The following is an 18,984-nucleotide window of genomic DNA, read 5'->3' on the forward strand; positions in this document are numbered from 1 at the left end:
AGAAGAGAGGTAGCATTGACTGTCATCTAAGCTATTCGACTTAAATTGATGAATCAATTATAAGTGTACAGGCTCAAAGTCCTACTTATTTGTGCTTGAAAAGATGACGGCAACTTATAATTACTCAGGATATTCTTGAGTAAGAATTACCTACTCACCTCCACGTGCTCTGTAGTATACTACCTCTCTTATATGGTAGCATAACAGCACTTGGAATTGTAGTAGTTTCATAAAATATTTGTGCCCGCGTGCGAAGCGCGGAGGAATGGAGGAAATTATGAAAATAGGATTTATATCATTAGGATGTAGTAAAAACCTAGTGGACAGTGAAAAAATGATGGGCATGATTACGAGTGGACAACATGAATTGGTTGCCAATGCACAAGAAGCAGAGGCGATTATTATCAATACATGCGGATTTATCAATTCTGCAAAAGAAGAAGCAATTAACACAATCTTTAAAATGGCAGAATATAAACAGCAAAATTGTAAGAAGTTAATTGTGGTAGGGTGTTTAGCGCAGCGCTATAAAGATACTCTACAACAAGAGATACCTGAAATTGATGCGGTGATTAGTATTAAAGAGTACCCTCATCTTCATGAGATATTAGGGGAATTGTTAAATGGAAAAGATTTGATTAGCTATGATAAATGCGAACGCAAAGTTTCTTCAAAACCTTGGAGTGCATACTTAAAGATAGCAGAAGGATGTAGCAATCGTTGTACCTATTGTGCAATTCCTTTGATTCGTGGAGGGAATGTAAGCTTTCCTATGGAACAATTGGTCGTAGAGGCAAAAGAACTTGCGAAGCGTGGTGTAAAAGAACTTGTTTTAATTGCACAAGATACTACAAAGTATGGTGTGGATTTGTATGAGAAACGCTCCTTGTTAGATCTTTTACAGAAGGTACATGAAATCGAAGGATTTCATTGGATTCGTATATTATATATGTATCCAGATGAAATTGATGAAGAGTTGATAGAGGGAATGGCGAAATTACCAAAAGTGTTACCATATTTCGATATTCCTATGCAACATGCGAACAATCGTATGTTGGAAGCAATGAATCGTAGAGGTAGTAAGGAAGAGGTACTATCCCTTGTGAAAAAGATTCGTGCTACATTTGCACAAGCGACACTGCGTACAACGTTTATTATTGGGTTCCCAACAGAAACGAAAGAAGACTTTGATGAATTGATGGGATTTGTAGAAGATGTACATTGGGATCGTATGGGCGCATTTACGTATTCGCCAGAAGAAGATACACCTGCTTTTGAAATGAAACAAGATGTGAGTGAAGAAGAAAAAGAAACACGTCTTGCGCATTTGATGAAACGTCAAGAAGAAATATCTTATGAAAATCAAAAAGCAATGATTGGAAAAACAATCGAAGTATTGGTTGAAGATCAAGAGGGATTGACTGGAATGTATCGCGGAAGAGGTGCTAGTAGTGCACCAGATGAAGTCGATGGGATTGTTATGTTTAAAAGTGAACGCTACATACCATTTGGTAGCTTTGTAAATGTAAACATAACAAGCGCTCTTCCTCATGATCTCATAGGAGAAGAAGTTTGTTAAAAGGGTTAGATCCAATTTTGTCAAAGGAGCCGAAAGCGTTAATTCTAGGCTCTATGCCAAGTGTAACCTCACTTGATAAACAAGAATACTATGGATTTAAACATAATCGCTTTTGGAACATCATGCATGTATGTTATGATATGCCGATAGATTCCTATGAAGAAAAGAAGAACATCATCCAAACACAACATTTGATATTATGGGATGTGATTGGTAGTTGTGAGCGAGAGGGGAGTTTAGATAGCGCCATTCGAAATGTTGTTGTAAACGATATCGAAGCACTGTTAAAACAATATCCACAAATCACAACAGTTCTATGTAATGGGAAGAAGAGTTATGATTTGTATCAGAAATATTTTTCTCACTTACAAGTTTCTTGTATATATGTACCAAGTACAAGCAATGCCAATCGAAGTTTAAAAGAAGAAGCATTGATTCAAAAATGGGTAGACGCCCTACATAACCTATAAAACGATAAGGGAAGTTCTTGGAAAAGGACTTCTTTTTGCATATTTATTTTTAATTGATTCTATATTTTCGTAGACATTTTCGAAGTCTCGTCCTATAATAAAAAGAAAATATGGAGGTACTTTATGGAAATTATCATGTGTAAAACGGATGAACAATTAAAAGAACTTGCGCAAAAGGCGAATGAAATTTGGCATGAATATTTTATCAATATAATTACACTAGAACAAATTGAATATATGGTGGAGAAGTTTCAAAGCTATAAAGCAATTAAGCATGCGATAGAAGAGGAAGACTATACCTATTTTCTAGCGTATGAAGAGCAAACCTTAATTGGATATTGTGGTGTAAAGTTAGAGGAAGAGCGTTTGTTCTTGAGTAAACTATATTTACAAAAAGAAAGTCGTGGAAAAGGATTATCTTCTGCGATGTTAAAACAAGCCATTGCTTTTGCGAAAGAACATCACAAAAAAGCAATCTATTTAACTTGTAATAAATACAATACTCACAGTTTAGATGTATATAAAGCAAAGAACTTCTATGTTGTAGATTCTGTAGAAAGCGATATTGGCAATGGCTTTATCATGGATGATTATATTCTTCAATTAGATTTATAGAGCACGTAGGTGCTTTTTTTCTTTCACGTACACAAATACATATACCATATTGCGATCACCACGTAGTATGTGAGGGAAGGAGGAATATGTATGCCAATACGAGGGATTGATGTATCTGAACACAATGGTGTTATCAATTGGGAGAATATGAAAGCACAGGGTTTGTCTTTTGTGATCATTCGTTCTAGTTGGGGACACTTTGTAGAAGATAAACAATTTCGACGCAATGTGAAGGAATGTGATCGCTTAAGGATTCCTTATGGATTGTATCACTATTCTTATGTAAGTAATAAAGAGGAAATGAAAGTAGAAGCAGATGGATTTATTGGGCTGTGCAAGTCATGTAAACCATTGTATCCATGTTATATTGATATGGAAGATGCGGATGGATGGAAAGCGAGTTTGAATGTTCGTAATGAAATGAATGTAGAGACTTGTTACTACACCTGTGATGCTTTGGAACAAGCAGGATTCTATGCAGGGATTTATGCGAATCTTGATTGGTTAACCAATCGTATAAATTCAAGTAGATTGGATCGCTTTGATAAATGGGTTGCACAATGGGCAATTACTAATAGCTATTCATTACCTTATGGAATGTGGCAGTATACAAGTGATGGTTCTATACCAGGCCATAATGGACGATTGGATATGGATTACGCCTATTATGATTATCCAGTGATTATCAAGGAACAAGGATTAAATGGGTATGGAACTCCAACCGTAGATCCTACACCACCAACTCCATCCCCAACCCCTAAATATGCTGTAGGAACACCAGTTACTTACACTGGATTATGGACACAGAGCAATGGAGGGAATTGGTATCCCAAATCCGCTCTAGCAATCAAAGAAGGTGTCATTACCAAAGTAATCGTTGGGGCAGAGCATCCATATCTTATCAATCATGGAACTGGATGGGCAAATGATCAAGTCATTGATGATGAGAAGAGTGTACCAGGAGGAAGTGGCGATATAGTTTATATTGTAAAACCAGGAGATACATTGAGTGGTATTGCGGCAAATTATGGAACCACGTATCAAGCATTAGCACAATACAATGGAATCGCAAATCCAAGCCTAATCTATAGCGGGCAACAAATAAGGATTCCAAGATAAAAAAAGCGTTCCTGTTTCTGCTCATTGAAATGGGAACGTTTTACTATGTTCGCTTTTTTTGTGGTTCTGTGTTATACTATAAAAACTGAAATATTGAATTCGTAAACGTATTATCTCATATAATTATATGTATTATGAACACCGATAGGTGTATTTCATGTGTGGAAAGGAGAGTGAAATATGAAGAAAGATACACAAAAACAGAAATGTATGTGCAGTATAGAACATAAATACTGCGATAAAGCTTATTGTAAACATTGGAGAGACATCATGAAACAGATGATTTTAAATAGATAAGCAATACGAGCATCACTCTTATCCTAGAGGATGCTTTTTTAGAAGAAAAAAACCTTCGAATAAGAATTTCTATTCAAAGGTTATTTTTTTCATGGTGACCTCTCAGGGAATCGAACCCTGGACCCACTGATTAAGAGTCAGTTGCTCTGCCAGCTGAGCTAAGAAGTCATATCTTTTTACTTGCTAGGTTATTATATCAAATATATAAAAAAAAACAAGACAATTTTATAAAAAAAGCCAATCATTTGGAATATGTGATGTTGTGGTTTGCGAGTGGAAACCTAGAAAGAAAAGGAGAAATGTTGTATAATAAAACATATCGTATGGAGAGGAAGATGCTTGTGTTATTTCGAAAAAATAAACAACGTAACGATGAGGAATCGTTAGAGAATAATGATATTTTGGCATTGACTTCACTTGTACCCCTTTGCAATGGACAGGTTCGTAAGGATGCTTTTATCATAGAAGACTATGATATCTATGTATATGCAGATGTCGCTTCTTTACAAGACAATGTTGCTCAGATTGTATATCAACTTCATCATGAATGGTTACAAGAACCTATTGTAGAATCTGTTGCGGCAAGTGGAGATACGTTGGTGGATGCTATACATAATGCTGCACAAAGTTTCTATGAACATATATTAGCCCTTTATTTAGAAGCGTTAACACCAGGTACTATTATGCATAAGGAACGTGTTGTTCAAGATGAATATGCGCTTTATCGAAGCGAAATCAATGGTGTGGGACGACGTGAAGGCGTCTTAGAAGGTGACTTCTGGGATATGTTAAGAGAAGATTTGTTGGGGTATGTTCGCAATGATAAAGTGTATTGGATTCGCACTTTTGCCTCAAAGAATAAAGATAATGTTATTTGCGAAGTGAAAATCAATGGGAAAGAGATTAGTGCACTGAGTGAGAAAATGATTGCGTATGCAGAAGAGTGGAATTGTTTGGATGCATACCATACAGAAAAACAAGGGATTTTATTAATGAAAGTAGATGAACAAGCACAGCCATTTATAGAAGAAGTTGTGAATATAAAACAAGTGATACTACAAGCAATCCATAGTTTTGATAAGTGCAAATCAGTGGAAGAATATAAAGCTATTCGGAAGCAATTGTTGAAACAATGTAATGATGAATCCCTAGCGTATGAAATATTTTCTATGATTCCTGAATTCTATTGTATATATGCTTATGCAAAGGTGGAGTTTAAAGATGCAGTTTATTTGGTGCGAAAAGGGGAAGAAACAAAAGAATTTCATAAAGATCAGGTCTCTAGTTATGAATTGGTAAAAGATTGTGTGTTTGAACATTTAAACAATGAGATGTTATCACGAGATGTGATTGAAAACGTGCTTCAGTATAGTGCAAATGCAAAGGCAATTCAGCAAGCATTAGCACAAGGAAATCAAATGGAAGAATTGTTGTTGCCAGGAATTGGGATACGTATTCCTTCCAATTATAAACTTAAATAAAAAAAGATTGACGAGTGTATAAAGGTGTGTTATCATTAACAAGCAGAAAAGTTAGTGGAAAGTTAGAAGCACCCCTTCTCACCTGATGTCTTAAGGCATAGGTAAAAGCTACATCATATCGTAAAGAAATTATGAGTATGGTTATTGAGCGGGTGCATAATGTGTACCCGCTTTTCTTATGGCAGCAAATGGAGGTGTCTATTATAAATAAGAAAGTTATTCCTAACAATGTAAACGACGACTTAGTCAATGAAAAAATCAAGTTTAAAGAAGTTATGGTTATTGACGCAAACGGAGATAAGCTTGGTGTTAAGATGCGTCGTGAAGCTTTAGAAATTGCATACAATCAAGAACTTGATTTGTTATGTGTTGCGCCTAAAGCGATTCCACCTGTATGTAAGGTGCTTGATTATGGAAAGTATCGTTTTGAGCAACAGAAAAAGGCAAAAGAAGCGAAACGTAATCAGCAGGTTACGGAGGTGAAGCCAATTCGTTTATCACCAGTTATTGATAAACACGACTTTGATACAAAAATGCGTCATGCACGTAAATGGATCGAAGACGGAATGAAGGTTAAAGTAGATATGCGTTTTAGAGGACGTTTAATTACAAGACTTGAAGTTGGTAAAAAAATTATGAATAGCTTCACTGAAGAAATAGCAGATATTGCGAACGTTGAGAAGAGACCTCTTCTTGAAGGTAATACAATGTCTTGCGTATTGGCACCAAAGAAAAAATAGTTAACATTAATAAGAGGAGGTACTACTAATGCCAAAAATGAAATCACATAGTGGACTAGCAAAACGTGTTAAAAAGACTGGTTCAGGAAAATTAAAAAGAAGTCATGCTTATACTTCTCACCGTTTCCATGGGAAAACAACAAAACAGAAACGTCACTTAAGAAAGTCTAGCACTGTACATGATACAGATTTCAAACGTATCAAACAGATGTTAGTGAAATAGAGGAGGAATAAACAATGCCAAGAGTTAAAGGTGGATATACAACACGTCAGAGAAGAAAAAAAGTATTAAAATTAGCAAAAGGTTATTTTGGAGCTAAACATATTTTATATAAAACTGCTCATGAGCAAGTTATGCATTCATTCAAATATGCATACAATGACCGTAAAGATTTAAAACGTAATATGCGTAAATTGTGGATTGCACGTATCAACGCTGCAGCTAGAATGAACGATATTTCATATTCTAAATTAATGCATGGTTTAAAATTAGCGAACGTTACAATCAACCGTAAAATGTTAGCTGAAATTGCAATTCATGATGCTGCAGGATTCACTGCAATCGTTGAAACTGCAAAAAAAGCAATCGCTAATCCTAAAGCTGTAGCTGCAGTAGAAGCTCCAGTTGCTAAGGAAGAAGTAAAAGCTGAAAAAGCAGTAGCAAAAACTGAAACAACAGATTTAGCTTCTTTAAAAGTTGCTGAATTACGCGATCTTGCAAAAGAAAAAAATGTAGAAGGTTTTTCTACAATGAAAAAAGCTGAATTAATTGAAGCATTAAGCAAATAATTCAAACATATGAAAAGCACCTTACAGGTGCTTTTTCTTGAAGATAAGACAATATAGAAATATCCTTAGTAAAGGAGGAGAAAACATGTTGAATACACGTCATACATTAAATGAGCTTTTAGTAGATTTATTTAACCATATCTTATTGATAGAAGAAAAAAATCTACGTGATCATGGTGTAACATTATCTATGACAGAAGTACATATTCTAGAAAATATAGAAAAAAGCGAATCAAAAATGATGTCAGCAATTGCGAAACGTTTGATGGTAACACAAGGAACGTTGACAGTTTCTACTTCAAAGCTAGTAAAAAAAGGATATGTAGAACGCTTAAAGGATGAAAAAGATAAACGTATCGTACGTTTACAACTTACGGATAAAGCAAATCATGTACTTGAAGAACATAGTCGTTTTCATGATGAGATGATTGAGAAGTTGTTAAATGAACTTGAACTTGATAAAGAACAAGAACTTATACAATCCCTCCGTAATATAATGGAATTCTTTAAATCAAAATATTAGATCCTGACTTTGGTTTGGATCTTTTTTATGTTGAATTTTGTAAAATGCGAAAGTTTGACTGTTCAATTCATGGAGTAGATGCTATAATAAATTCATAAAAGTTAATAGTTGATAGAGAAAACGAGTATCAGATGAGGAAATCATTTTTTGGTATCTCGTTTTTTTGTGTTGTTAGGAGGATAAATATGAAAGAGATTATGGTTATTGGATCGGGCATTATAGGAAGTTTTATAGCCCATGAGTTGTCGCAGTTTGATGTGCACGTTACGATTGTTGAAAAACATCACGATATTTGTGAAGAAGTGAGTGCCGCAAATAGTGCTATTGTACATGCAGGATATGATCCAGAAGAAGGAACACTAAAGGGAAAATTGAACAAAAGAGGAGCGGATATGTATCCATCCATTTGTAAACAGCTTCATGTAGATTATGTAAAATGTGGTGCGATTGTTGCGGCTTGTGGAGAAGAGGAAGAAAAAGAATTGGAAACGTTGTATCAAAGAGCAGTACGAAGAAATATCGATGTAACCTATTTGACTCGTCAAGAGATTTTACAACGTGAGCCTAATATTTCAGAAGCGGTGACAAAAGCAATGGATGTTCCAAGTACAGCAGTGATTACACCATGGGAAGTGTGCAATGCTTTGTTGGATGAATGCTTGTTAAATGCTTGTGATATCAAACTAGGTGAAGAAGTCATAGATGTAAAGAAAGAAGACAATGTGATATGTGTTACGACTACAAAAGGAACCTATCAAGTGGATATGTTGATCAATGCTGCGGGTATTGGTGCACAAAGAGTGATGGAGATGATCGAAGAAAATCCATTGTTTCATATTACACCAAAGAGAGGGCAATATTTCATATTATCCAAACGAGCAAAGGGATTTGTAAATGAAATTATATATCCAGTACCTACAAAAGTAGGAAAAGGGGTTTTGGCAATTCCTACTGTTCATGGAAATACTTTATTAGGTCCTAATAGTGAATTAGAAATGGATGAAGATACTTCTACAACAAGTGAAGGACTAGCAAGTGTAAAAGAAAAACTATCAAAGACATTAACGAATGTTCCTTATCAAGAAGTAATTCATACGTATAGTGGACTTCGTCCAACAGGAAATGATAATGATTTCTTTTGTGAGTATTCAAAAGCTAGCAAACAGATTATTCATTGTGCATGCATTGATTCACCAGGCCTTGCGAGTGCACCAGCCATTGGAGAATATGTGGTGAATGAATTCGTTCTTCCTGCCATGAATTTAAAACGTAAAGCAAAGTATCAGCATCGTATGGTACAAGAACGCATGCAGGATAAATCTCTTACTGAGAAACAAGTACTTATTAAACATAATAAAGCATTTGGACATATCATTTGTCGTTGTGAAGAAATTAGTGAACAGGAAGTTGTGGATTGTATACATCGTCCTTGTGGCGCACGTAGCATCAAAGGAGTTAAGAAACGTGTGCGCCCAGGCATGGGGAAATGTCAGGGTGGATTTTGTGAAATAGAAGTCGCAAGAATATTAGCTAGAGAATTAAATATTCCATTAGAGGAAGTCCCATATGATGGTGAAACTTACTTTGAAGTAAGCAAGGGGGTAAGATAATGAAACGATACGATATGGTAGTCATTGGTGGGGGTAGTGCAGGTATGAGCGCTGCATTAAAGGCAAGAGAAATGGGGATTGAAGATATTTTAATTTTAGAACGCAGTGAAGAATTGGGTGGTATCTTACAACAATGTATTCATAATGGATTTGGTTTGCAAGTATTTAAAGAAGAATTAAGTGGACCGATGTATGCGCAACGTTATATGGAACAAGTAGAAAAAGAAGGTATTGCCTATAAAATTAATACGACTGTTTTAGAAGTACACGAAGATCGAGAAGTATTATATGTAAATGATGAAGAAGGATATGTGTGGGTACAAGCAAAGAGTATTGTATTTGCGAGTGGATGTTATGAAAGAAATCGTGGAGCAATACAAATTCCAGGAAAGCGTCTTCCAGGAGTATATACAGCAGGAAGTGCGCAACGTTATTTAAACCTTGAAAATATTCGTGTAGGAAAGAAAGTGTTTATACTTGGAAGTGGTGATATTGGTTTGATCATGGCAAGAAGAATGACACTAGAGGGAGCAAATGTAGTTGGTGTTGCGGAAATCATGCCTTATAGCAATGGTTTAACAAGGAATATCGTACAGTGTTTAAAGGATTACGATATACCTTTATATCTATCTCATACAGTGGTGGATATTCAAGGGAAAGATCATGTGGAACGTATTGTAATTGCAGAAGTTGATGAACAAAAACGTCCTATGAAAGGAACAGAGAAAACCTTTGAAGTAGATACCTTATTATTATCCATTGGATTGATTCCAGAGAATGAACTTGGAGTAAGTGCAGGAATTACATTAGACGCAAGAACCAAAGGTGCGGTTGTAAATGAATACTTTGAAACCAATATTCCTCATGTTTATGCATGTGGAAATGCTTTGCATGTGCATGATATCGTGGATTATGTAAGTATGGAGGCAAGTGAAGCAGGAGAGAGTGCCGCCAATGATATCCTTCATCAAGTACGAGGAAGTCGTGATATTCGTTGTATCGCAAAACAAGGTGTATCTTATGTAATGCCTCAATATGTATCATCCACGCCTCAAAAAGATATCACAATTTGTTTTCGACCAACACTTCCTTGTAAGCATGTAGAGGTAGTTATAAAAGATGGAGAACGCATTATTAAAACGATTAAGAAAAGATACTTATTGCCAGCAGAAATGGAACGTATCAAAGTGAAGAAAGAAGATTTAGGAACGTTAACCCAAGAAGTAAGCGTGGAGGTGAATGAAGTGTGAAACAAAAAGTGATGATAGTATAAAAAAAGACAAACCTAAAAAGAAGTTAGTGAAAAATTTAAAGCATTTATCAAAACTCAAGAACAAGGTGGAAGTTGAACAGAAGATATATCATACCCTGATTGTTGAAGAAATTGTAATGCAATATCTGGTGTTAAATTGAATGATTGAAATGGCTTAGGGTTCTGAAAAGATTCAATATCAGAGGGATTAAATGTTTCTCCAGTTAGTAGCATGTGGTAAATTGAAACAAGCAACATTCTAGCAATTGCAATAATTGCTTTCTTATGACCACGACGTTTTTGATTCTACTATATTTTAATCCAAAATAAGATTCTTTATCTTTGGTAGCGGCTAAAGCACATTGAACAAGTAACGGTTTCAGATACTGTCCAGCTTTAGAAATACGAACGGATTTCTTCTTTTTGGCGCTCTCATTATTTGCAGGAGCAAGACCAGCCCAACAAGCAAGTTGTTTGTCAGATTCAAACTGATGCATGTCAATTCCAATTTCGGAAATGACAACGATAGCAGATAGCATCCCAAAGCCCTTAAGCTTGGCTATTTGAGTGCATTGATCCATCATAGGAAGGACGCGTTTGACCATTTCTAATTCACAAGAAAGAATATGTGCAGATAGTTCTTCCATATGATGCATGGATTCTGTCATTTTGAAGCGCTGATCTGTTTCGATTTTTGAACCAAGTAGAGAATCCAGGATTTTGTCTTTATTTTTACAAGAACCATGAATCAGTTTTAGAATCTTAGCATCATTAATAACGTCGGAAGATAAAACTTCCTGCATGATGGCTGTAGCGGTTTTTCCAAATGGATCACTGACTACACTAGCTAAACCAACGTTTGAAACAGTCATGCAGTTTTGATACCGATTACGTTCGCTAGAGCGCATACAAATCAGTTTATATCGGTATCGACAAATTTCTCTCAAAGCTCTGATTTCTTTGGGAGGAATAAAAGAAAACTTGATGAGATCGTGTTTGAATAAATCACAAATCCATTTTGAATCCTTCTTGTCAGTTTTCTTACCTTTGATAGCTTTAACATATTTGGGGTGTGTAAGGAAGACGTTGATTTCATCTTCTAAAATGTTGAAAATAGGAATCCAATACTTGCCTGTAGATTCCATACAAACGTCAAAGCAATCATAGGATTTAAGCCAATTCTTCAAGCGAAGCAAATCAAAATTTAGGGTTGAGAAATCTTCTTGGATGTATTTGGTAATACGAGAGTCTAAATCAGTAATACCAATGGTGGCAACAATAAGATTTTTGTGGACATCCATACCACAGCAAATAGGACGAACAATCTTCATAAAAAAACTCTCCTTTCATTGAAAGAAGAGAGGTAGCATTGACTGTCATCTAAGCTATTCGACTTAAATTGATGAATCAATTATAAGTGTACAGGCTCAAAGTCCTACTTATTTGTGCTTGAAAAGATGACGGCAACTTATAATTATTCAGGATATTCTTGAGTAAGAATTACCTACTCACCTCCACGTGCTCTGTAGTATACTACCTCTCTTATATGGTAGCATAACAGCACTTGGAATTGTAGTAGTTTCATAAAATATTTGTGCCCGCGTGCGAAGCGCGGAGGAATGGAGGAAATTATGAAACATCAATATTCTAATGGAATCTTATATTTTTATTTTTATGGAGATTTCGATAACCTGAGCGTATGTAATCTCAAACAAATATGCATTGATTTAATTGAGAAATATAAGCCAGAAAAAGTAATGATGGATTTTGAAGAAGTTACGTTTATCGATAGTACAGGTATTGGATTTGTTTTAGCACGTTATAAACAACTACTGAAGATGAACAGTGAACTTGTTTTATGTAATCTATCAAAGAGCAATCAGGTATTGTTTCAGATGTCTGGTGTGTTTCAGATTATGAAACATGAGAGGAATGGGGTTAAATTATGAACGAGATGAAATTGGAATTTTTAAGTAGATTAGAGAATGAATCGTTTGCTAGAACGAGTGTTGTTGCATTTTTAATGCCATTGAATTTACCGATGGATTGCGTAATGGAGTTAAAGACAATGTTAGCGGAAGCAGTTGTTAACGCTATGATTCATGGGTATGAAAAAGAAGAAGGTATGGTAAAACTACATGTGTTTTATGATGAAGAATGTATACATATGGAAGTACGTGATGAAGGTTGTGGTATTGAGGATATCGAACAAGTGATGGAACCAATGTACACAAGCAAAGCACATTTAGAAAGAAGTGGAATGGGAATGACAATTATGCAAGCATTCGCAGATCAATTTCATGTGACATCACAAAAGGGGAGCGGGACATTAGTAGAGATCACGAAAAGAATTCCAAATGGAAACGCAAGCGACTAATGAAGAATTGATCACAAAGATCAAAACAGGGGATGAAGAGGCAAAGAGCCAGTTTGTAAAACAAAATAGTGCACTTGTGTATTCTATTGTGAAACGATTTTCAAAACAAAGGGTGACACAAGATGATCTATTTCAAATTGGTTGCGTGGGGTTAATGAAAGCATTGAATAATTTTGACACTAGTTATCAAGTGAAATTTTCTACATATGCAGTTCCTATTATTATGGGCGAAATTAAACGATTCTTTCGAGATGATGGAAGTATTCGTATTTCTAGATCTTTAAAAGAAGGATACCTACAAATGATTAAGACAAAAGAGGTTTTAATGCAAAAACTTAATCGAGACCCTACGTATCAAGAGATAGCAAATGCTTTGCAGATGGATGTGAGTGATGTTATCTTAGCATTTGAAGCCAATCAGTTCATATACTCATTGGATGAAACAATATATGAAAACGATGGTTCTCCAATTCTTTTAGAAGATAAAATTAGCAATCAAAATGAAGAAGACATTGTGATGATGGTTTCTTTACGTGATGAAGTATCACGCTTAGAACAAAGAGAACAATTGTTGTTGCATTATCGTTATGATTTGGCTATGAAACAAGAGGATATTGCGATTAAACTGCATATTTCACAAGTACAAGTATCAAGATTAGAAAAGAAAATCTTAGAGAAATTAAAATCTCGTCTAGTTCCATCATAAGATATTAAGCACACCCAATAGACAATGTTATTCTTCCAAATGAGGTAGCATTGTCTTTTCTAGTTGGGATAGCAGTTGTAGTGACTTGTACTAGAAGAAGAATCTATGATATAATACATGACTGAAAAGAATGGAGTGTAAACATGGCACTAGCAGATTTATATTATTTGAGCGATCATGAAATAGATCGACTTTATAAAACCTTCGCTAAAGATTTCTACATGGACGATTTATACTGTACTTTATTTAAAGATGATAAAAAACGTGAATTATTTTTAAATAAATATTTCAAACATTACATACAACTTATACGACCATATTGTTATTTTGTTGCCAATGATAAGAAACAAGATTGTATTATGGTGGTATTTGATTCCGCATTAGAAAACAAACGATATTGCTTACGCGTAGTTTCATTGAACTTAAAGATGTTAATTGTTATTATTCGACTCTTTTCTTGGAGTGGGATACGTCATTTAATCTCTTGTTGGGATATGTTTACCTCACGATGGATTAAAGACTTCGTAAGGGAAGATTACTTACACTTAGACTTATTGTCAACACGTGAAGAAAAGCGCGGACAAGGGCTTGCGGGTACAATGCTAGAGCAAATTGTTGAAGAAGCAAGCTTGCGTCATTGTGATATCACGATGGAAACCCATCATAAAGAAAACTTAAAGCTATATGAACGATATGGTTTTATGTTGATGAGTACAATTTCTCATGAAAACGATGATGTTATACAATACAATTTATTGAACAGAAGGGAAAAGGAATCCAAATGAATTTAAAACATAGAGTACAAAACTTTTGGAAGTATTTTACACAAAACCAAAACGATTTAGAAACAGCTTTAAAAGAAAGTAATGCACAAGAAGTACAACGTATGTTGTTAGATTTTAATGAACACTTGAAAACCATAAGTGCTTGTAAAATGGAAATTGAAATGAGTGAAACTGGTTTTTATGAAATGACATTTGATACAGCAGGTAATAAAACTTCACAACTAGCGGCAGCTCTTCTAAAGAAAGATGCGCCCAAACAACTAAGTGAAGACTGGATTATCAATGCCTTTCGTCAACCTTTAAGTGAAAAAGCTTTGAACTCTGTATTGGAAATTCAAGGAAAACAATATACTGGGGCAGACTTCAAAGTGTATTATACAATCGATGATACATCAAAGACACTTCTACTAAAAGTATATTGTGAAGGATTAAAAGAATTAGAAGATGATAAGAAGAGTTCTATAACGGCCTATATGCTAGAACTATATCTAGGAGAATTAGAATTCGAAGCACGTATTTCTCATGTGGAAATTCTAGATGAAGAAAGTGATGAAGAAGATGTATGTTTACTTCCAAACTTATATGAAGATATCTGTGATATCATTGTAGAACGTGATTGGATGGAATATCATGATCCTTTGTCTATATATCTTGCCTATAAATTGGATGAAAAACCAGTGAGTGAAACGTTACGTAATGATCGTAAACTTATTATCACTACCAATCCACAATTACAAGAAGAATTGTTAAATAAACAATATGATACATGTAAGGACTTTGTAAATTTAGGTGGGGAATATGGCTTCTTATATTACGAAGTATTATACGATGATGAAAAAGAAGCACTTGTTCGTCAACAATTGGAAAAAGAGCTACATGATTTGTTGTATCCAATGTCAATTGCACGAACTATGGGTGGAGCTGTAGGGGAATACTATTCCTATATCGATGTTGCGATATTTGATATCGATGGATTTGAAATTGCATTAGAAAAAATCAATGAAAAGATGACATTTCCTGTGTATTATAAAGGATATCTATAAGACAGAGAAATAGTCTTTTTCTTTACTTCTAACTTTCTTTAAAATTTCATATAGTACAATAGGTGATAACATGTTTACAACCATATTCGAAGTACTCTCTAATGCGTTGTGTTATGTAGGATACATTCGTAGTAATTCCTTTGCACAACCACTCGATAAACAAGACGAAGAAAAATTTATTGAATTATTGTCTAAGAACGATGAAGAAGCTAGAAACAAATTGATTGAACACAACCTTCGTTTGGTTGCGCATATCGTAAAGAAATATGATTTCAAAAAGGAACAGACAGAAGATTTAATCAGTATTGGTACCATTGGATTGATTAAGGCAATTGATTCTTTTAAACCAGAAAAGGGACATAAACTTACCACGTACGCATCGAAGTGTATTGAAAACGAGATTTTAATGTACTTACGTAGTTCAAAGAATTACTTTCAAAATGTATCCTTAAATGAACCAATCGCGACAGATAAGGATGGAAGTGAGATTATGTTGATTGATGCCATATCTTCTCCTGAAACAACGAGCATCATAGATGATATGATGGTAGCAGATAACATTGAGAAACTAAAACGCTTCATTCATGTATTAGATAATCGAGAATTAGAAATCGTTACAAAGCGATTTGGCTTATATGGACAAGAGGAATTAACACAAAGAGAAATTGCAAAACAACTAAGAATCTCTCGTTCTTATGTTTCTCGCATAGAAAAAAGAGCCTTTATGAAAATCTATCGAGAATTTCAAAAGGAAGATAAGAAAAAGGATCGAAAGAAAAAATAAGACGCGTTGTCTTATTTTTTTAATTCGATCCTATACATACGTAAAGCACTACCATCCGCATCTTTTACCATGGTTAAAAAACTCCAACCACATTGTTCATAAAAGCTTGTATGAGAAGTAACAAGGTACAAGTGTGCTAGCCCCATGCTAGATGCATCTTTACATATATGTTGCAATAGTTGTTTTGCGATACCTTGTCTACGATAGCTTTCTTCCACCCATATGGCACATATATTAGGATGAAGGTCCTTACGGTCATGGAAGTCGTTCTCAATCAGTCCAGCACCAGCGATGATTTCATTATGATCATTTTCGATTATATACCAAGCGGGAATAGCAGAGGTAAATGATGCTTGGATACTCTTTTGATAGGCGATGAGTGGGTACTTCCATTTTTGATGAAACCAAAGAATGGCTTTCTCTGCTTTTTCAGGGTGATCCTTGACTTTTATAACATGCATTTTATTTGCTCAATATATAAGCCAATAATAAGTTAGAAGTTTCTACTACTGCATCAATGTGGCATCGCTCCATCCCATGCGATGCAAAACATCCCATTCCAAAAGCTGCGGCATAGACATTGTTTCCTGCACGAATCGCTGCACTTGCATCTGTACCATAATGGTAAAATACATCTACACTATATGCAATCTCGTTTTGTTTAGCTAGATGAATAAGTTTACTTGTAAGTTCACGATCATATGGGGTGTAATTGTCTTTCGCACAAATGGATACTTTGTACTCACTCCCTGTATGATCTGGTCCAATCAAACCTATATCTAAGGCAACATATTCTTCGACTTCAGGTGGTAAATATGCTCCACCATGTCCAATCTCTTCATATAATGGGAAAGCAAACAACGTAGTATATGCTGGTTTTATCTGTTGTTGCTTCATAAGTTCAAGCACTGCAAATACAGCACCAACTGCAGCCTTATCATCGATGAAACGTGATTTTATATAACCTTTTTCTGTATAGTGATAATCAGGGTCAATCGAAATAATATCTCCATGTTCAATTCCTAAATCACGTACTTGTTGTGCAGTAGTAACTGGTTCATCTAAGATGACCATCATATTTGCTTCTTCACGAACATCACTTCTTGCTTCATCAAATACATGTGTAGAATGTGCTTTGCATACCAGCAATCCAGTATAGAAACGATCATCCCTTGTATGAATGTGAACACTACATCCTTCACAGTTATTATAATTGACACCACCCAAATTTCTTAGTTCAAGAGTACCATTATCACAGATATGACGTACCATAAGACCTATTGTATCTAAGTGAGCTCCTACACAAATAGTTTTGCTAGTATCATTTCCTTCTACTTTTATATAAGCAGTTCGCTTACGATCATAACTTACTTCATAGCCATATTGGTGTGCTAATTCTTCAAATACTGGTTGAATTTGTTCATAATATCCAACAGGACTAGGTGTTTCAATTAACTTTCTTGTAACGTATTCAATCGTTTCTTTTTTGATATTTGTATTCATAAATAACCTCCAATAATATACTTATTGTATCATAATCAAAGGGGAATTATATATCTTTTAGTTTTCTTTTCGTTTGTAATGAAATGATGATTGATAAGATGCTTGCGATAAAGATAATGAAAAACTGTTGATCTGAAAATACTTCAAAAAAGTAACCGTAAAGGGATTGACCAATTGGATAAGAACACATCACAATCATTGTGACAAAGGAACTTACTTTTCCTAAGAGATGTTCAGGAGTTGCTTGTTGTAGATAGGTTTGTGCTAAAATATTAAATATAGCCGCAAATGCCATAGAAAGCACACTTGCAAATAAGACAAGAGCATAGCTCATATAGGCACTATCTTTAAAAAGTAATGCGACACCAATCAAAGAAACCGCGATACTTCCAAATAATAAAAATTTATAAGATTCTTTTATGGTTGTTTTTTTGAAGAAAACAGATAATGCAATACTACCAACGATAGAACCTATCGCAATACTTGCCTCTAACCAACCGTAGAAAATAGGAGGTAATTGTAAGGTGATATTGGATATAACTGGAAGACCAACCGTAAGTAGGCTTGATAAAACCATGTTTAACAATGCAAGAATAATCAATAAACCAAAGAGTGTAGGCTTTACTTTCATGATGAAATGCATACCTTCTTTTATATCTGATAAAGATGTTTTGATGACGTTTTCTTTACGTTCCATTCTTTGATAAGGTATTTTCATAATGCATTCAATGATTGCAGAGAAAAAGAAGCTCCCGGCCGCAATCCATAATAAATTGGGGAAAGGAATGAAGGAAAATAAAATTCCTCCTAGGATGGGTCCTAATAAGGTAGATAATGCGTTGATTTGCACAACCAATCCATTGGCAGTAACAAGTTCATTGCTCTCTACTAATAAGGGTACACTAGATTGCACAGATGGTTGATAACATGCTTGAATGATAGATAATAAAATCATTACTGTTGCGATGATAAAAATAGGGACATTTCCTTGTAAGGCAAATAGAGAGAATCCAAAAATAATCGCAGATGTAATAAAATCCAATACCAACATGATATGTTTACGAGACACACGATCCGCTAGAATTCCACCAATAGGGGACAACAAGATTGTTGGAAGAATAGAAATGGAGAGAATTGTCGCAAAGATTGCGGCGGAGCCACTCTCTTCAAGAATATACAAAGAAATAGAAAAACGTAGTATAGAATTACCAAATAGAGAAATGATTTGTCCTAAAATCATAAGTGAGAAATTGCGGTTTTTTAATAGTTTCATAATTGTTCCCTTTCTTATAATACCGAACGACGGTATGT

General features: G+C 34.9%; 22 protein-coding genes, 1 tRNA gene and 1 pseudogene. 19 read left to right on the forward strand and 5 right to left on the reverse strand.

Annotated features, from left to right (window positions below; all coding sequences use genetic code 11):
* Positions 1-277: 277 nt before the first annotated feature.
* The 4 genes from rimO (at position 278) to ACWG0P_RS11140 (ending at position 3,783) form a co-directional block, all read left to right on the forward strand.
* Entirely contained in the window at positions 278-1,579 is a 1,302-nt protein-coding gene (rimO, locus tag ACWG0P_RS11125) for a 30S ribosomal protein S12 methylthiotransferase RimO (protein ID WP_455801783.1), read from the forward strand.
* On the forward strand, positions 1,573-2,049 hold the full coding sequence (locus ACWG0P_RS11130) for a DNA-deoxyinosine glycosylase (RefSeq protein WP_455801784.1): 477 nt from the start codon (positions 1,573-1,575) through the stop codon (positions 2,047-2,049). The genes rimO and ACWG0P_RS11130 overlap by 7 nt, the downstream gene beginning before the upstream one ends.
* A 123-nt stretch (positions 2,050-2,172) precedes the next feature.
* Positions 2,173-2,664, forward strand: a complete 492-nt coding sequence (locus tag ACWG0P_RS11135; protein WP_455801785.1) for a GNAT family N-acetyltransferase — start codon at positions 2,173-2,175, stop codon at positions 2,662-2,664.
* A gap of 90 nt (positions 2,665-2,754) precedes the next feature.
* Complete coding sequence (locus ACWG0P_RS11140; RefSeq protein WP_455801786.1) at positions 2,755-3,783, forward strand: GH25 family lysozyme; 1,029 nt, start codon at positions 2,755-2,757, stop codon at positions 3,781-3,783.
* A gap of 389 nt (positions 3,784-4,172) precedes the next feature.
* Here the strand turns inward: ACWG0P_RS11140 and ACWG0P_RS11145 are convergent.
* Positions 4,173-4,248, reverse strand: a tRNA-Lys gene (locus ACWG0P_RS11145).
* A gap of 86 nt (positions 4,249-4,334) precedes the next feature.
* Between ACWG0P_RS11145 and ACWG0P_RS11150 the strand changes: the two genes are divergently transcribed.
* From ACWG0P_RS11150 to ACWG0P_RS11190, 9 genes and pseudogenes are all read left to right on the forward strand, one after another.
* The gene (locus ACWG0P_RS11150) at positions 4,335-5,561 is read left to right on the forward strand and encodes a DUF6348 family protein (RefSeq protein ID WP_455801833.1); all 1,227 of its coding nucleotides are present in this window, start codon (positions 4,335-4,337) and stop codon (positions 5,559-5,561) included.
* Between the two features lie 188 nt (positions 5,562-5,749).
* On the forward strand, positions 5,750-6,301 hold the full coding sequence (infC, locus tag ACWG0P_RS11155; RefSeq protein WP_455789625.1) for a translation initiation factor IF-3: 552 nt from the start codon (positions 5,750-5,752) through the stop codon (positions 6,299-6,301).
* Positions 6,302-6,329: 28 nt separating this feature from the next.
* On the forward strand, positions 6,330-6,524 hold the full coding sequence (gene rpmI, locus ACWG0P_RS11160) for a 50S ribosomal protein L35 (RefSeq protein ID WP_455789490.1): 195 nt from the start codon (positions 6,330-6,332) through the stop codon (positions 6,522-6,524).
* A 14-nt stretch (positions 6,525-6,538) separates the two neighbouring features.
* Positions 6,539-6,892, forward strand: a pseudogene (rplT, locus tag ACWG0P_RS11165) (50S ribosomal protein L20); the annotation flags it as partial.
* Complete coding sequence (locus ACWG0P_RS11170; RefSeq protein WP_455789624.1) at positions 6,887-7,090, forward strand: Rho termination factor N-terminal domain-containing protein; 204 nt, start codon at positions 6,887-6,889, stop codon at positions 7,088-7,090. The pseudogene rplT and the gene ACWG0P_RS11170, both read left to right, overlap by 6 nt.
* 85 nt (positions 7,091-7,175) lie before the next feature.
* Positions 7,176-7,613: a MarR family winged helix-turn-helix transcriptional regulator gene (locus ACWG0P_RS11175; protein ID WP_455789489.1), complete on the forward strand. Its 438-nt coding sequence runs from the start codon at positions 7,176-7,178 to the stop codon at positions 7,611-7,613.
* Positions 7,614-7,798: 185 nt separating this feature from the next.
* Positions 7,799-9,223: an FAD-dependent oxidoreductase gene (locus ACWG0P_RS11180; RefSeq protein WP_455801787.1), complete on the forward strand. Its 1,425-nt coding sequence runs from the start codon at positions 7,799-7,801 to the stop codon at positions 9,221-9,223.
* Positions 9,223-10,473: an NAD(P)/FAD-dependent oxidoreductase gene (locus ACWG0P_RS11185; RefSeq protein ID WP_455801788.1), complete on the forward strand. Its 1,251-nt coding sequence runs from the start codon at positions 9,223-9,225 to the stop codon at positions 10,471-10,473. The genes ACWG0P_RS11180 and ACWG0P_RS11185 overlap by 1 nt, the downstream gene beginning before the upstream one ends.
* Complete coding sequence (locus ACWG0P_RS11190) at positions 10,463-10,636, forward strand: hypothetical protein (protein WP_455801789.1); 174 nt, start codon at positions 10,463-10,465, stop codon at positions 10,634-10,636. The genes ACWG0P_RS11185 and ACWG0P_RS11190 overlap by 11 nt, the downstream gene beginning before the upstream one ends.
* 63 nt (positions 10,637-10,699) lie before the next feature.
* Here ACWG0P_RS11190 and ACWG0P_RS11195 read toward each other — a convergent pair whose 3' ends face one another.
* A complete protein-coding gene (locus tag ACWG0P_RS11195; protein WP_455801790.1) occupies positions 10,700-11,806 on the reverse strand; it encodes an IS110 family RNA-guided transposase in 1,107 nt (368 codons plus the stop codon).
* Between the two features lie 300 nt (positions 11,807-12,106).
* On the opposite strand from ACWG0P_RS11195, the gene ACWG0P_RS11200 reads away from it, so the two are divergent.
* The 6 genes from ACWG0P_RS11200 to sigK all read left to right on the forward strand — a co-directional run bounded on the left by ACWG0P_RS11200 (position 12,107) and on the right by sigK (position 16,170).
* The gene (locus tag ACWG0P_RS11200; protein ID WP_455791072.1) at positions 12,107-12,424 is read left to right on the forward strand and encodes an anti-sigma factor antagonist; all 318 of its coding nucleotides are present in this window, start codon (positions 12,107-12,109) and stop codon (positions 12,422-12,424) included.
* Positions 12,421-12,852 (forward strand): anti-sigma F factor, encoded by a 432-nt coding sequence (spoIIAB, locus tag ACWG0P_RS11205; protein ID WP_455801791.1) that lies wholly within the window; start codon positions 12,421-12,423, stop codon positions 12,850-12,852. Before ACWG0P_RS11200 ends, spoIIAB begins: the two co-directional genes overlap by 4 nt.
* On the forward strand, positions 12,833-13,558 hold the full coding sequence (locus tag ACWG0P_RS11210) for a sigma-70 family RNA polymerase sigma factor (protein ID WP_455791075.1): 726 nt from the start codon (positions 12,833-12,835) through the stop codon (positions 13,556-13,558). Before spoIIAB ends, ACWG0P_RS11210 begins: the two co-directional genes overlap by 20 nt.
* A gap of 143 nt (positions 13,559-13,701) precedes the next feature.
* Positions 13,702-14,343 (forward strand): GNAT family N-acetyltransferase, encoded by a 642-nt coding sequence (locus tag ACWG0P_RS11215; protein WP_455801792.1) that lies wholly within the window; start codon positions 13,702-13,704, stop codon positions 14,341-14,343.
* The gene (locus ACWG0P_RS11220; protein WP_455801793.1) at positions 14,340-15,386 is read left to right on the forward strand and encodes a hypothetical protein; all 1,047 of its coding nucleotides are present in this window, start codon (positions 14,340-14,342) and stop codon (positions 15,384-15,386) included. Before ACWG0P_RS11215 ends, ACWG0P_RS11220 begins: the two co-directional genes overlap by 4 nt.
* Positions 15,387-15,456: 70 nt before the next feature.
* Positions 15,457-16,170 carry an RNA polymerase sporulation sigma factor SigK gene (sigK, locus tag ACWG0P_RS11225; protein WP_455791079.1) on the forward strand — a complete coding sequence of 238 codons (714 nt, stop codon included), beginning with the start codon at positions 15,457-15,459 and terminating at the stop codon, positions 16,168-16,170.
* 11 nt (positions 16,171-16,181) lie between these two features.
* Here the strand turns inward: sigK and ACWG0P_RS11230 are convergent, their stop codons facing one another.
* Genes ACWG0P_RS11230 through ACWG0P_RS11240 form a run of 3 tightly spaced genes read right to left on the reverse strand, consistent with a single transcriptional unit; the run spans position 16,182 to position 18,946 of the window.
* On the reverse strand, positions 16,182-16,631 hold the full coding sequence (locus tag ACWG0P_RS11230) for a GNAT family N-acetyltransferase (protein ID WP_455801794.1): 450 nt from the start codon (positions 16,629-16,631) through the stop codon (positions 16,182-16,184).
* A 1-nt stretch (position 16,632) separates the two neighbouring features.
* Complete coding sequence (locus ACWG0P_RS11235) at positions 16,633-17,673, reverse strand: M42 family metallopeptidase (protein WP_455801795.1); 1,041 nt, start codon at positions 17,671-17,673, stop codon at positions 16,633-16,635.
* Between the two features lie 46 nt (positions 17,674-17,719).
* Complete coding sequence (locus ACWG0P_RS11240; RefSeq protein ID WP_455801796.1) at positions 17,720-18,946, reverse strand: MFS transporter; 1,227 nt, start codon at positions 18,944-18,946, stop codon at positions 17,720-17,722.
* Positions 18,947-18,984 lie beyond the last annotated feature (38 nt).

This window comes from Amedibacillus sp. YH-ame6, from assembly GCF_053848845.1.